The organism is Streptococcus sp. HMSC064H09 (assembly GCF_001812625.1).
Classification (GTDB): domain Bacteria; phylum Bacillota; class Bacilli; order Lactobacillales; family Streptococcaceae; genus Streptococcus.
On sequence record NZ_KV809580.1, the window covers coordinates 41,517 to 56,182 of the forward strand.

General features: G+C 40.0%; 12 protein-coding genes and 2 pseudogenes. 1 reads left to right on the top strand and 13 read right to left on the bottom strand.

Translation table 11 applies throughout. The features are described from left to right. Positions 1 to 291 precede the first annotated feature (291 nt). Positions 292 to 1,264 (bottom strand): annotated as a pseudogene (locus tag HMPREF2867_RS05210) (transposase); the annotation flags it as partial. Between HMPREF2867_RS05210 and HMPREF2867_RS10975 the strand changes: the two are divergent. Then, positions 1,256 to 1,738, top strand: a pseudogene (locus HMPREF2867_RS10975) (transposase); the annotation flags it as partial. The pseudogenes HMPREF2867_RS05210 and HMPREF2867_RS10975 overlap by 9 nt on opposite strands. Positions 1,739 to 2,091: 353 nt before the next feature. On the opposite strand, the gene HMPREF2867_RS05225 reads toward HMPREF2867_RS10975, so the two are convergent. The 12 genes from HMPREF2867_RS05225 to HMPREF2867_RS05280 all read right to left on the bottom strand — a co-directional run. After that, complete coding sequence (locus HMPREF2867_RS05225; RefSeq protein WP_022496545.1) at positions 2,092 to 2,454, bottom strand: PTS glucitol/sorbitol transporter subunit IIA; 363 nt, start codon at positions 2,452 to 2,454, stop codon at positions 2,092 to 2,094. 94 nt (positions 2,455 to 2,548) lie between these two features. Then, positions 2,549 to 3,529: a PTS glucitol/sorbitol transporter subunit IIB gene (locus HMPREF2867_RS05230; RefSeq protein WP_022496544.1), complete on the bottom strand. Its 981-nt coding sequence runs from the start codon at positions 3,527 to 3,529 to the stop codon at positions 2,549 to 2,551. A gap of 16 nt (positions 3,530 to 3,545) precedes the next feature. Further along, on the bottom strand, positions 3,546 to 4,088 hold the full coding sequence (locus tag HMPREF2867_RS05235) for a PTS glucitol/sorbitol transporter subunit IIC (protein ID WP_022496543.1): 543 nt from the start codon (positions 4,086 to 4,088) through the stop codon (positions 3,546 to 3,548). After that, positions 4,085 to 4,582, bottom strand: a complete 498-nt coding sequence (locus HMPREF2867_RS05240) for a transcriptional regulator GutM (protein ID WP_022496542.1) — start codon at positions 4,580 to 4,582, stop codon at positions 4,085 to 4,087. The genes HMPREF2867_RS05235 and HMPREF2867_RS05240 overlap by 4 nt, the downstream gene beginning before the upstream one ends. Next, entirely contained in the window at positions 4,582 to 6,408 is a 1,827-nt protein-coding gene (locus tag HMPREF2867_RS05245) for a BglG family transcription antiterminator (RefSeq protein ID WP_079119902.1), read from the bottom strand. The genes HMPREF2867_RS05240 and HMPREF2867_RS05245 overlap by 1 nt, the downstream gene beginning before the upstream one ends. 62 nt (positions 6,409 to 6,470) lie before the next feature. After that, positions 6,471 to 7,271, bottom strand: coding sequence for an SDR family oxidoreductase (locus tag HMPREF2867_RS05250; protein ID WP_022496540.1), 801 nt, complete (start codon positions 7,269 to 7,271; stop codon positions 6,471 to 6,473). A 184-nt stretch (positions 7,272 to 7,455) separates the two neighbouring features. Continuing rightward, positions 7,456 to 8,805, bottom strand: coding sequence for a glucose-6-phosphate isomerase (locus HMPREF2867_RS05255; RefSeq protein WP_022496539.1), 1,350 nt, complete (start codon positions 8,803 to 8,805; stop codon positions 7,456 to 7,458). A gap of 103 nt (positions 8,806 to 8,908) precedes the next feature. Then, on the bottom strand, positions 8,909 to 9,724 hold the full coding sequence (locus HMPREF2867_RS05260) for an endonuclease/exonuclease/phosphatase family protein (RefSeq protein WP_037600399.1): 816 nt from the start codon (positions 9,722 to 9,724) through the stop codon (positions 8,909 to 8,911). A 97-nt stretch (positions 9,725 to 9,821) separates the two neighbouring features. Then, complete coding sequence (locus tag HMPREF2867_RS05265; RefSeq protein WP_049529337.1) at positions 9,822 to 12,008, bottom strand: PTS transporter subunit IIBC; 2,187 nt, start codon at positions 12,006 to 12,008, stop codon at positions 9,822 to 9,824. Positions 12,009 to 12,161: 153 nt separating this feature from the next. Beyond that, positions 12,162 to 13,100 carry an AEC family transporter gene (locus HMPREF2867_RS05270; RefSeq protein WP_049529338.1) on the bottom strand — a complete coding sequence of 313 codons (939 nt, stop codon included), beginning with the start codon at positions 13,098 to 13,100 and terminating at the stop codon, positions 12,162 to 12,164. 163 nt (positions 13,101 to 13,263) lie between these two features. After that, positions 13,264 to 14,076 carry a metal ABC transporter permease gene (locus HMPREF2867_RS05275; RefSeq protein WP_049529339.1) on the bottom strand — a complete coding sequence of 271 codons (813 nt, stop codon included), beginning with the start codon at positions 14,074 to 14,076 and terminating at the stop codon, positions 13,264 to 13,266. Then, the coding region (locus tag HMPREF2867_RS05280; RefSeq protein ID WP_070576275.1) for a metal ABC transporter ATP-binding protein at positions 14,069 to 14,666 on the bottom strand (598 nt) is incomplete at its 5' end. The genes HMPREF2867_RS05275 and HMPREF2867_RS05280, both read right to left, overlap by 8 nt.

The window sequence follows — 14,666 nt, forward strand, 5'->3', positions numbered from 1 at the left end:
AGAGCTTTTTGAGTATACACAAAAAGTCCCATAAAAATTGTACTGACCCCAAAAAGTTAGACAATTAATTTATCCAAAGGATTTAGTTCTGTATTGCACAGGACTGAGTCCTTTTCTACCATTTGTCAAGCATATCAAGGCATTTGATAAAAAAATAGATTGAATTACATAGTCAAACTAAGGAGTTTGTCTATTTTTGAACTAAAGTTTAGTGTAAAAAGTGCACGCAAAAACAACACCTTACCTAGTGGTTTTTTGATAAGGTGTTACAATCATATGGCATAAACAATTTTACCGATTTTGGGTAGAAGTATAATCGTAAAGCTTGTTATGTGTTATGAGGTAATACATTGTTCTAATGAGACGATGTGTAGAGGCAATCGTGTGTGGTTTGGTTGAAGTCACTTGCGATTGTCTTTTCCGTTTCTCATAGAAGTCTGCTATATGACAAGGATTGGTGTAGCCAGCTGAAGCTATGTTATGAATGCACTTAAAGAGAACCTTTATGGCATAGGGATTCCCACGTTTGGTGATATGTTCCTTTGCTAGAAAGTCCCCAGATTCATAGTGGCTGAGGTCAATGCTGATCAAAGCATTGATTTGATTGGCAGAATGAAATTGACGAATGTCACCAAGTTCGCCAATAATACTTGTCGCTGTGGTTTCAGTGATTCCAGGAATAGAGAGAAGAATCTCGTATTCTGGCAAAGGTTGAGCCAAAGTTACCATCTCCTCTAAAACGCCTTGTCTATATTCAGAAAGCCTAAGTAACTCCCCTGCATAGTATTTGATCTCTTCCATCATTGGAGAGGTTTTCTTGACCTCACAATAAGACTGATTAGCTAGTTTTGTAAGCTTATCTACTAAGTAAGTCACACGTTTTTCAGAGATGCGTTTTGCCGTAGACTGACGGATGATAGCTGTTAATTCGGCGTCATCTAACTCCAGTACAAAACTATTACATGGAAAAGTCATGACCAAGTTCCAATATTGTTCCCACAGTTGGTGAAGATAAGATGTTTTACAATTCAGGAAAAGAGACCTGTAGAACCTTGTGCAGACGATTTTTAGCGCAGAAAATATCCCCAGTAAGATTCTGATAGAAATGGCTGAGGTCGCGTAATTCTTGATAAAGCACTTCTTGGACATAGCTTGGTTTACGATTGAGGATGAACTGAGACGTAGCTAGTTTTTCAGCGTCAATCTTATCTGTTTTACGTACTCGTAAGCTATCTAGTTGTTTTTGTGATTCTAAGGGCTTGAGCAGATTATCAGTCAGGCTTACCCATTAGCTAAACAACAACGTTGCTTGATTCATATTAGTCGAAATCTGGCTAGTAGGGTGAAACGATCTGATCGAGCGGTTATTCTGGGGTAATTTAAAATGATTTATCGTGCTGAAAATTTAGAAATGGCAGTACAAGCTTTAGAGGACTTTATCGCCGAATGGAAACCAAAGTATAGGAAAGTCACGGAAAGCCTGGAGAAAACGGATAATCTTTTAACTTTTTTTCAGTTTCCCTATCAAATTTGGCACAGCATTTATTCGACAAACCTCATTGAGTCTCTTAACAAAGAAATCAAACGTCAAACGAAAAAGAAGGTTCTTTTTCCTAACGAGGAGGCTCTGGAACGTTACTTAGTTACTTTGTTTGAAGATTATAATTTCAAGCAAAGTCAACGAATCCATAAAGGGTTTGGACAATGTTCTGACACACTTGAAAGCTTATTTGATTAGCACTCTATAACTCTACTTGAGTGTTTACACAAAATTATTGACAGTATCATAAAGTCGAAATCAACCTCTGATTCCAATTGGCGAAGAAAGTGATCTTCTGGGACCAATTCGTCTATCGTATAGAAGCCATATTGGCAGCGATGATAATCAGGTTTTTCTTTGTGAAACATAGCTAGCACCTCACAACTTTTCTTACCTCTATTATACAACTTTACAAAAAGAAAAGCCCTTAGAAAAGTGTCTTCTAAGGACTTTGTCTTCAATCCGAACCTCCCCTAAGGGAGGCTGCGTTTAGTTTTAGGCTGCTGCTTTGATAGTTTACAGGATTTGATTTTCTATCCTACTTGAGCTACTTAGAAAATCTGAATGGTAGAACCTTTCTCAATTACTACTGCTTGGTCTGCTGCAACATGGAGAGTGCCCGGCAGACTGCCCTCTTTTGAACCATCAAAAGAAATAGTGATATGGCCCAGTCCAGTTAAATTTTTTTCTACTACATTTCCCACGGCAGTAATCGAATATTCCTGATTATCTACCACCAGCTTGCCGCCTTCTAGTATTGAACCTAGCAGATTTTTGTTATCAATCTTAAAACAATACTCTGCTAAGTCTCCCGGAGCTTCTTCTCCAAATAAAATGAGCATATTAGCGTCTTGAATCATATTCTGAGCTTCAGGTCCCACTTGAATTACTTTAGCTTCAAAAATTTTCTTCATCTAATTCCGATCCATCCTTTCTCTAATCTTTCATGTTCCTAATAGATAAGTTTAAGATACTATTTTTTATATGTGTGCACAACCTAACCATGCTCTACTGATAAAGACCAATACTAGCGACCCAAGCTACTAAGACCCGAGGAACACCATTGAGAAAACGTGAATAGAGAACAGAAGGGACACCAACCTCAACAGTTTCAGCTTTCGCCTCAGATAGCCCAAGTGCTACAGGAATGAAATCACAGCCATTTTGAGTGTTGATAGCAAATATAGCTGGCAGAGCCATTTGAGGCGGAATATTTCCTTTTCCGATTTCGACTCCAATTAAGGTTCCGATAATCTGACTGATAACAGCTCCAGGGCCCAACAAAGGAGATAAGAATGGCAAGGAACAGATAAAGCCAATCAAAATGAGTCCCCAAATGTTCCCAGCTAGAGGAACCATTAGTTTTGCCAGCCAATTTCCAACACCAGAACCCTGAATAACCCCAATTAGTAAAGAAACAAAGGCCATGAAAGGAATAATAGTATTGAGCATTGTTTGGATGGCTTCACGAGCAGCCTGGTTGAAAGTCGCAACAACCTTACCAGCCCCCATCCCAATTCTTGCTACAATACTTGTTTCTGCTTTTTGTTCTGTGATTTTTTTACTAGTATCGTAAGTTGGTTTTTCAGTAACCACCGTTGTCGCTTTTTCATCTTCATTAGCAGCGGAAATTTGATCAAGACCAACTGCTGATACATAGATTTCCTCTGTAATATACTGAGCTAGAGGTCCGCTTTTACCTGTAGCGACAATATTGATCGTCGGAATCCCCTTCTTAGGATAGATTCCACAGCGAAGAGTTCCGCCACAATCTACAATTGCCAAAGCAATTTCCTCATCAGGAATAGATGTTTTAAATCCATTAACAGCTTCCATACCTGTCAAATCAGCAATTTTATCCACAATATCTGGCTTTTCTCCGCCGCCAGTGATATAGATAAATTTATGCTTTGCCTCACTAGGAGTAATGACCAAAGGTCCTCCGAAACCGCCATTTCCTTTAACAACTTTTATACTCTTATATGACATAAATTCACTCTTTCTATCAATCAAATGTTTTACTCAAGGTAACCCCTTGCTGTTTCGCAACATAAGCAGTTGTAAAATCTGTTACCCAGCCACCTACAAAGTTCATGACAATCCCAACAAGCATGTAACGAATGGCTAAGTCCATTTGACTCAAGCCTAAAGTTTGAATCCCTGTCGCGATTCCCATCCATACAAACAATTCCCCAGGATTGATATGCGGAAATACACCATTTGAAGTGTGGCAGAACTGCATCTGAGCTGCTACAAAACTAGGTTTATAATATTCTGGTAAAAAACGTCCCATACTGATTGACATCGGGTTCCCCAGCATAAAGGCTGAAATGAAAGGTAAAATCATATACCGGCTAACAGGATTTTTGGCAGAAATCTTAGCCAGGGAATTGACCTTCTCTTCTCCCAAGAAAGCGATAAGGGTATTCATTGCAATCAATAGCATTAGGACAAGCGGTACAATATTTGTCATCCAGCTAATAAAGGTTTCTCCACCTAATTGGAAGAGTTTCATAAAATTCTCTGCAAATTTTGTAATGTGATTCATAAGGAACCCCTTTTCTTATTTTTTTTTAATAACTGTTTAATAGATAATTGTAAGTAATTCGCATAAAAGCCAAATCCCAAAAAAGAATCAGATGAACTTGTCTCTTTCTCAATACCTGCCTCATGCAAAAGATAGACTTTTCTAGCATCTTCTATGGCTGATTGCATCAACTTATTTTCTTTTCTCACAAGAGGATTATACTTGTCAAAATAATGGATGTCTTCTCCAACATAATCGTCCATATTTTGAAAACGCGCTAAGATTGTGACTCCTTGCATTTTGCTAGCTTTAAGAACCCGACCGTTTTCATCAACCGCGAACATGACAATCGTACCGGATTTGATTCTTCCGGACTTCCTGCCAATCGCTACGCGACCCAGTTTTCGGAGCATCGTATAGGTCTTATTGAAGTCTTTGAGTTGCTGCCAGCCGAGGAACATTTGAAATATATAAGCTGCCATTACAAATACGGCGAAAATTATTAGCGAATTCATTAAAATACTCCTTTGCTCTTAGAAAATGATAGAAACTCTGTCTCTGTTTCTACCGATCTCAATGCCTCTTTCAGAGAAGGCTCTCCTGCAATTCTAAAAATATCATCATACAATTCCAGTAATTCACTTTCCATTTTTGTTTCAATTTCTGAGGGAATGGCGACTAGAAAGATAAATTCAATCCATTCATCTCCTTTTTGATAAGGCTCTTCTAGTTTTCCAAACATTAAAATAGTCTTTGCATAACCCTGGTTAATTGTATGGGGGAAGGCAATTCCTCCACCAAAAATGGTTGATTGCTTTTTCTCCCTATCAATTATCCGTTCTATAAAACCTTTATCAATCATCTGAAGTTTCCCTAACTCTGCAACCATATTTAGCAAGTATTGCTGATAGGTTTTTTGGGGGCTTAATCGAAGAAAGCGTAAGCTAACTGTTTCTAGATTTTTTTGATGAAAAGCATTGGCTTTCTGCCATTCTTCCTGCAGCCATTGATCATCAAAAAGATGATTAACTTGAATGACTGGAGATTTAGAATCTTTATATTTTAGAGGAACTGTCGTAAAAATCGCGAAATAGTCCTGATTCAATTCCACATTAAAATCCTCTTCAGAATACTGAGTAATGTCTACATCATTTCCAAGGACTCGTCTGAGTTGCTGAATAATCATCGCAGCGGTTCCTCTTCCTGTTGTGCAAACTACAGCTATCTGCTTGCGAGAACCCTTAACAGCAGAATTTTGCTTTCTTAAAATCATTTCAAAATACAAAGCCAGATATCCGATTTCAGATAATTCCAATTCTGAACCCAAAATTGCAGATAGTTCTTCTCCAGCAATTTTCGCCATTTCAAAAGCAAAAGGATATTGAGTTTGAACCTCGCCATGAAATATATCATTAGCTTGCACATGGAAAATCAGTCGATTGATTAAAGCGCCTAGATGAGACTTTATTTCTTCAAATAATTCTTCATCATCAAAGTGAACCAACATTGTTTCTTTGACTTTCTTGACAATCCCTTGAAAAATGTTTGCAACCTGTTCAGATTGATAAGACGGCTTGCTTAAAGTGTCAATAAAACGGACATTAAACGGAAAACACAAAAAGTCTATTTCAAACTGACTGAGGGAAATCTTATAAGTCATCTCAATATGATAGATTAATTTCTCAGCCAAAGGTGTCTCTGTTAAATCATTCTTATAATAAGGAATAGGACAATTCAACACCTTAGATGTATGAATACGTTCCACCATAATTGAAATGGTCTTTCGAAGGAGTTCCTGTGTTTCTTTAGGGATTTTATAGTCCTGGACTAGCGTCTCCAGAAAAGAAGAGGTTGCCTCAGTGAGTGTCCTTTCTTCAAAGTAAGGAGCCACTTGGTGAATATAGAGCAAGCGCAAATTCAGCTCGCTCCCCAAGACCTCCAGCCCACGGTTGGGCTTTCCTGAAATAGTAATAGAGTAACTCTCTGCCAAAGATTTTACTTGTTTTAAATCCTTATTAAGGGTACTTCTACTAACACCTACTTCCTCAGCCAAGTCGTCAATAAGAAGAGGGGAGGTTGACTCAATTAAACGTTTTAGCAAATAGGCAATTCTTTTACTGGAAGAATTGAAGTCACTCTCCTGTTTTAAACTACCAGATAAAATCCTTTCCAACTCTGTATAGTCATACACTTCCAACATTAACAGATCATCTTGTGAGATAATCTGGATATTAGGAGCCAAAACATCATTTAATTGTTGGATACTCTTTTGCAAGGTTTGCAAACTAATATCCAGTTCTGAGCGCATATCTACCAAGGAATAAGTTGGCTGCGAAACCATTTTGTCTAAAATATTATACCATCGATTTACTAAGGTCAACTCTCTTCCCCACCTTCATTGTTTTATCCGCGAGTTTTACCTCCGGCAATATTTGTAGTGACACCTGTTATATAGCTAGAACGGTCTGAAATATAGAACGCTACAAGATCAGCTACTTCACGTAGTTTCCCACTCCGTCCCAATGGAGTCGTTGAGGTTGAAGCATAACCAGCTCGAATATCTTCTACCGTCTTTCCACGGGTATAAGCAAGAGCTTCCTCATAAGAAAGAGTTCGAAGTCCCGTAGCTTCCATAATTCCTGGAGCAATTCCAACCACACGTACACCATGCTTACCAAGCTCTTTCGCCCATGAACGAGTGTAACTATAGACTGCTGCTTTTGTTGCAGCATAGGCACTTTGTCCTTCAGAACCTTCCAAGCCTGCTTCTGAAGCCATGTTCACAATTACACCTTTTCCATTTTTCACTAAAATACGTCCTACTGCCTGACTAACCAAATACAAACCTTTTTGATTAATCATTGTTATTTTTTCGAACGTCTCATCGTCCAACTCGTAAGGACCTTTAGGATTTTCTGCATCGATTAATAATCTAGGTACATTAATCCCCGCATTATTGACTACCGCATCAATATTGCCAAATCTTTCAACTATTTTAGCGACTCCTGCTTCTACTTCAGAGCGAGAAGTTACATCAACTTTTACAAATAATAGATTCGGGTGACGCAAATCGTTGTCGCTAAGATCAAAATTCGCTACATTGACTCCTAATTCCAACAATTCTTCGACTATTGCCTTACCAATCCCAGATGACGCACCCGTCACAAGAACTGTTTTGCCTTTAATGTCTAACCAATCATTCATTTTGATACCTCTCAAATTTTATTTACAAGGCAATTATACAGCGCTTTCATAAAAGAATTAAGACACTCTTTTTTACACTGTTCAAAAAATTAATAAACTAATTAAGAGGCTTGTACTAAAAAATCCACTAGAAATGAACTTGTGGATCTTTTTATATTCTAAATGAACTCAAAGCATATGAGAATCAAAGACGTGCATTCAACTCAGCACCAAGCTCTTCAAAGCCTGGTTTACCAAGCAAGGCAAACATATTCTTCTTGTATGCTTCCACACCTGGTTGGTCAAATGGATTGATACCATTCAGGTAGCCAGAAAGAGCAATAGCTAACTCAAAGAAGTAAATAGTATAGCCCAAAGTGAACTCATCTTGCTCAGGCAGGGTCACAAACATATTTGGCACTCCGCCGTCTGTATGAGCTAACAGCACTCCATCTGTTGCTTTCTTATTGACAAAGTCAACATCTTTTCCTTGCAGATAGCCAAGGCCATCCAAGTCTTCTGCTAATTCAGGAATCAACACATTTTTGCGAGGCTTATCTACACGAATAACTGTTTCAAAGAGGATACGAGTTCCTTCTTGAATAAATTGCCCCAAAGAGTGCAGGTCTGTTGAGAAGTTCGCTGAAGTTGGGTAAATACCTTTTTGGTCTTTACCTTCTGACTCACCAGCCAATTGCTTCCACCATTCTGAGAAGTATTGCAATGATGGTTCGTAGTTAGCTAGAACTTCTGTCAGATAACCTTTACGGTACAAGATATTGCGTACAACTGCATATTGATATGCTTCATTTTCAGCCAACTTATCAGAAGCATAAGCCTTGCGAGCAGCATTTGCTCCTTCCATCAACTTGCTGATATCAGCCCCTGCAGCTGCGATTGGCAAGAGTCCCACTGCTGTCAATACTGTAAAACGACCACCAACACTATCAGGCACTACAAAAGTATCCCAGCCATTAGCATCTGCTTCAACCTTAACTGCACCTTTAGCGCGGTCTGTAGTTGCATAAATCCGTTTATTTGCTTCTTCCTGACCATACTTCTTAACCAAGAGTTCTTTGAAGACACGGAAAGCAATAGCAGGCTCTGTAGTTGTTCCTGACTTAGAAATAACGTTGACAGAGAAATCTTTGTCTGATACATAGTCTACCAAATCAGCCAAATAGCTTGATGAGATAGAGTTTCCAGCATAGAGGATTTGAGGTGCCTTACGTTCTTCCTTGCTTTGTAGATTTACAAAAGAATTATTCAAGAAATCAATCGCTGCACGTGCCCCTAAATAAGATCCTCCAATACCGATGACGATTAACACTTCACTATCAGATTGGATTTTAGCAGCCGCCTTTTGAATACGAGCAAATTCATCTTTATCATATTCTTCAGGCAGATTCAACCAGCCTGTCATTTCTGCTCCGGGACCTGTTCCGTTTCGTAGAGCATTATCTGCTGCTGTAACTTGTGCTTGCATGTATTCCACTTCATGTGGTGCAACAAATTTGTCTAATACTTTTGAATAATCAAATGTAATATGAGCCATTAGTTTCTCCTTTAAAAAAATCAATTCTACCCTTTATTCTACTCTTTTATTTATCTTTTGACAATACTTTTTACCCTTATTAGGTCAAGATAGGCTACAGTTACTATCTAAATGCAAGGTCTGCTTCAAGGCCATAGTGATCACTTACTAGAGGTTGATTGTTTCCATCAAAAATGACACTAAGGCGATTTACTGTCCACTCTTGGCTTGCAAAGACATAATCGATACGTAAAGGCTCTTCATTGCCCTTCCAGCCATCGATACCAGGTCCAACTGTATAGCTACCAGTTGTTTCTTTAGCTACTTCAAAACTATCTTGAAGATTGAGTGGGCTAGCCAAAATGGCTTGATAACCTTCGCGACCTGCTGGGTTGTTAAAGTCACCTGCTAGGATGAGTGGTTTTCCAATAGCTTTGAAACGTTCCTCAATACGTACCCACTCTTCTTGGAAACCTTTGTCCCACCATGAAAGGTGAACACTAGCAACAGCCACTTCTCGGCCATCTACAGTGGTTTCAGCAACTGCTACACGGCGTGTATGGTAGTCAGTTGGATCATCAACATCTGAAACCAAGATTTCGCTAGCTGTCAATGGTTGACGTGACAAGACGGCAACCCCTTCATTAAGGTGATCATAACCAATGTGATTATAAGCCCAAGTCCAATGGTATTGAAGACCTTCTTCAGCCAACTTTTCCACAAGAAGACGGACAAAGTGATCTTGGTGGATTGGTGTTGCTGATGGAAGTGCATGATAGTAATCATCCGTGTCTACAACAGAAGTCTCTATTTCTTGGTTAACTTCTTGGAAGCAAATAATATCATACTGAGCTTTAAGAATCTGTTCCTTTAAGGTTTGGAATTTCCCTTCTGCATCTTCTTCCATCCAACTGTGGGTATTTAAAGTTAGAAATTTCATAAGTTTATCCCTCTTCTGACTTGCATCTAGAAATGACATAGGGTCATTTACAAACAAAACAGCCCAAGGGCTGTCTGCTTGTTTATCGTTTAGCAAATTAAAGTTCTACTTTTGCAACTGGAGCGTTAGCAGCCAATTTACCTGTATGTTCTACTTTAACTGATTTGATTGCATCTACATTTGTAAAGACAACAACTGTAGATGTTTCACGACCTGCTTCACGGATAGCATCAAGGTTCGCTTCAACCAAGAGATCACCTGCAGCAACTGTTTGACCTTCAGTAACTTTAACGTCGAATGGTTTACCTTCAAGACTAACAGTGTCAAGTCCGATGTGAACCAAAACTTCAAGACCATTGTCTGTTACCAAACCAAGAGCGTGTTTAGTTGGGAAGATGCTTGTCACTTTACCAGCTACTGGTGAAACGATTTTACCGTTTTCTGGTTCTACAGCGAAACCGTCACCCATCATTTTTTGTGAGAATACTGGGTCTTTAACATCTTCGATGTTGATAACTTGACCATCAGCAACTGAATGTACTTCGTCAGTCACACCTTTGAAGGTAGCTTCTGCTTTTTGAACAGCAGTCATTTGACTTGGAAGTGTTTCAGGAATAACTTCACCTGAATCAAGAACGTCTTGAATATCAGATTTCAATACGTCTGCTTTAGGACCATAGATAGCTTGAACCCCTTGTCCTTTCATGACAAGACCCATAGCTCCTTCAGCTTTCCATTGTTCTTCAGTTCCGACTTTATCAGCATCTTTAACAGTAACACGGAGACGAGTCATACATGCGTCAACGTCGACGATGTTAGCACGTCCACCAAGAAGGTTGATGATGTTGATAACTTGTGAGCTTGCTGAGCTTGTTCCAGCACTTGCTGATCCAGCAGATTCTGATGGAGCATCATCACCTTGCTCATAGTTACCGTTACGTCCTGGTGTAGCGTAGTCAAATTTCTTAATCATGAAGTTCGCGATGAAGAACATGATAACACCAAAGAGTACAGTTACCCAAATGAAGTTAACGATATCCATCGCCAAACCAGCGTTAATAGCAAGTGGTGTACGTGTCAAGAACTCGATAGAACCGAATGAGTGAACACGAAGGTTAACGATATCAGCCATGGCAAAGGCACATCCTTGTACCAAAGCATAAACGATGTAAAGTGGAGTAGCCACGAACATGAACATGTACTCGATTGGCTCTGTTACCCCTGTCAAGAATGTTGCAAGTGCAGTTGCAGTCAACATCCCTTTGTATTGATGTTTTTTATCATCATCGACGTTACGGTAGATGGCTACGACGATACCCATCAAGATACCGAATGAACCGATCATTTGACCAACTTTAAAGCGGGCTGGTGTAACAGATTCAAGAAGGTGTTTGTATTGTTCTGGGTGTGCACCTTTAAGGTTTGCAAGGTCAGTAACCCAAGCAAGCCAGAGTGGGTCTTGACCCAATACTTCAGTACCTTTAGCGGCACCAGTCAATACGTGGTAAGTACCACCCAATTGAGTGTAGTTAATTGGGATAGTCAACATGTGGTGGAGACCAAATGGCAAGAGAAGACGTTCCAAAGTACCGAACAAGAACGGTGCCAAGATTGGAGCAGTTTCTTTTGAGTTGGCAATCCACATACCGAAGCCGTTGATTCCTGATTGGATAACTGGCCATACGATAGCAAGGACGATAGCTGCGATAGCTGAACGAAGAATAACTACGAATGGTACGAAGCGTTTACCATTGAAGAATGACAAAGCTTCTGGCAATTTACGGAAGTTATAGTATTTGTTGAAGGCAGTAGCTCCGATGAAACCAGAGATGATACCTACGAACACACCCATGTTGAGGGCTGGAGCTTCCAAAACACTGATGAAGTAATCAGATACCTTGATTGATTGACCAAAAATGGTGTGGACTGTAGCAGCCTTATCAGCAAGAATATCTGAAGTAACACCAAAGATTGAACCAGTCAAACGGTTAATCAAGATAAAGGCAAGACCTGCCGCAAAGGCACCGCCTGCACGTTCCTTAGCCCAGCTACCACCAATGGCAAGGGCGAACAAGATGTGAAGGTTACCGATAACCCCCCAACCAATCTGCTCAAGAAATCCACCAGTAATAACGAGCGGTGCCATGTTTGGATTAATCATGGCAACTGTTTTACCGAGTGAGATCATGAGACCTGCTGCTGGCATAACCGCGATAACAACCATGAGGGCTTTACCGAATTTTTGCCAGAACTCAAAGCCAAATTTTTCTTTTAGCTTATTCATTTCATTTCCTCCTACGTTTGATGCAAACGCTTGCATAACTTATGTAATTATTATAGCATCTTTTTAGGATTTGTAAAGCGTTTTCGTAAACTTTTTTTGAATTTTTTTACAAATTTAAAAAAAACCAGAAAAACAGGGGTTACTTGATTATTTTCAAGCCATCAGAACCATCAAAATTGGGATAACAACCATGGTTGCAAGGGTGGTCTCAGTAACCATAACAGCAGCGTAATCACTATCAGCTCCATAGAGTTTAGCAACAACAGGAGCATTGGTCATGACAGGCATGGCAGACTGGATGATAAAAACTTGTTTCATCAAAGTTGGGAGAGGTGCCCAGTAAACAATGGCAGCCATCAAGAGAGGAGCAACTACAAAGCGCCCTAAAAGAATCAATAGTTGATCTTTTTTTAGAATGAGTTGTTTCACACCTGCATTGGATACCGACAAACCGATGAAAATCATAGATAAAGGAGTTGTCAAGCTACCTAAATACTGCAAGTCACTGGCCAGAAAGACCGGTAATTTAATATGAAGAATAACGATAACAAGCCCCAGCATAAAGCCCATTAGAGGGGGTGAGAAGATCTTTTTCAGACTTGTTTTTAAATCAAATTCTGCCTCTCCCTCCCCATCTCGCTGAATAAGGTAAGTTCCCAAGGTCCAGAAAAATGTCGTATTACACATATAATAGATAAGAACGTAGGGAATGCTAGCATCGCCGAAAAGGGCTTGATTAATAGGGAGCCCCACAAAAATAGTATTCGAATTAAAAAACATGGAAATAAAGAGGCCACGACGCTCCTTTTTCACTGCAAAAATGCTAGCCACCGCTGTCGCAATCCCAAGTAAAATCACCATGGAAAGTGCAGGAAAACGCAAATCTGGCAACATTTTAAGTAAATCTGCTGCTGTAAAGCGTTGTGTGATGGTGTAGAGCATGTAACAAGGCAGGGCAATTTGAGTAACTAACTTTGCAATCAGACCACGTGACTTGTCATCAAACCAGCCTTTTTCACCCATAACGAATCCCACTAAAATCATACCCAAGATGACTAGAATGCCCGATATACTCGTTAAAAAGATTTCCATGTTTTCTCCTTTTTGTTACTGATGCGATTTATGGTGGACAATAGAAAAATTTGACTGATTTTTTCAGACTCCAAAGCCACCAATATTTTTTAACCGAGTCTCAAAAACCACTTTAGTATATCACAAAAAGAGCTTGATTTCTCAAGCCCTTTTCTTCTATTATTTATTCTGCTTTTAAGAGAGGTTCAAAGATGGATACCAGACCAAAGAAGGCGATGAAGATAAGGGTGATAGTTGCACTGGCTGGTGTTTCCCAATAATAGGAAATAAAGATACCAGAGAGCATACCAATCAAACCAATACCAATAGCCCAGAAAATGACAGACTTGAAGGTTTGACCTATTTTCATACCTATCGCTGCCGGAAGAATCATGATGGTAGAAACCAAAAGTGATCCTGCTGCTGGAATCATTAGGGCAATCGCTATCCCAGTCACAATATTGAAGAGGAGGGACATAAGACGAACTGGCAAGCCATCCACATGAGCGGTATCCTCGTCAAAGGTCAAAAGATACATAGGACGAATAAAGAGTAGAGTCAAGACCAGTACAATAGCCGCAATGACAAAGAGGGCACGCACCTGCTCTGAGCTAATCGTGATAATAGAACCGAAAAGATAGCTATCTAGACTCATGCTACTGCTACCTGCCTTGTTACTAAGAATAAGAGCCACTGCCAATCCCATTGACATGAGGATAGCCGTTGAAATCTCCATATAATGCTTGTAACTGACCCTGAGATATTCCAAAACCAAAGCGGCAATAACCACAACCACAAGGGTCATCCAAGTGGTTGATTGTCCCAAGAAAATCCCAACAGCCACCCCAGCTAGGGACACGTGACTCAAGGTATCGCTCATCAGACTCTGACGACGAAGAATTAAGAAAAGCCCCAAAATTGGCGAAAAGATACTGATAGCAATCACGGCGAGAATAGCACGTTGCATAAAATCATAGGCTAATAATTCACTAATCATGTTTGTGCTCCTCTCCATCCTTTTCATGGACATTGAAACAACGCCAAGGCAATTTCTGGTTACGAACTAGATGAATATTACGGTCTGTGTACTCCTTGACTTCCTCTGGATCGTGGGTAATCATCAAGACAGACTTGCCATGCTTGTGAGCCGAGTGGTGCATGAGTTCATAGAAAGTATTGGCTGTTCCTGCATCCATACCCGTCGTTGGCTCATCCAAGACAAAGATATCTGGATCCGAGGCAAAAATACGAGCAATAACGGCACGTTGCTTTTGCCCACCTGAGAGATGACCAATTTGCTTGTGACGATTTTCCCACATTCCTACAGACTCAAGGGCACGTTGAACATGCTCCAAGTCGTGCTTAGTCAAACGACGGAACCAGCCCTGGCGAGGATAACGGCCAGACTTAACAAACTCGTAGACCGTGCTTGGAAAACCTGCATTAAAGCTGGCAATCTGCTGTGGAAGATAGGCCATGCGAAGCTTTTTACCATCTTTATTGGTTTCAGAGATGGTTACAGTTCCCTTCTTAGGCTTGAGAATTCCTAGGGTAGCCTTAATAAGCGTTGACTTGGCAGCTCCATTT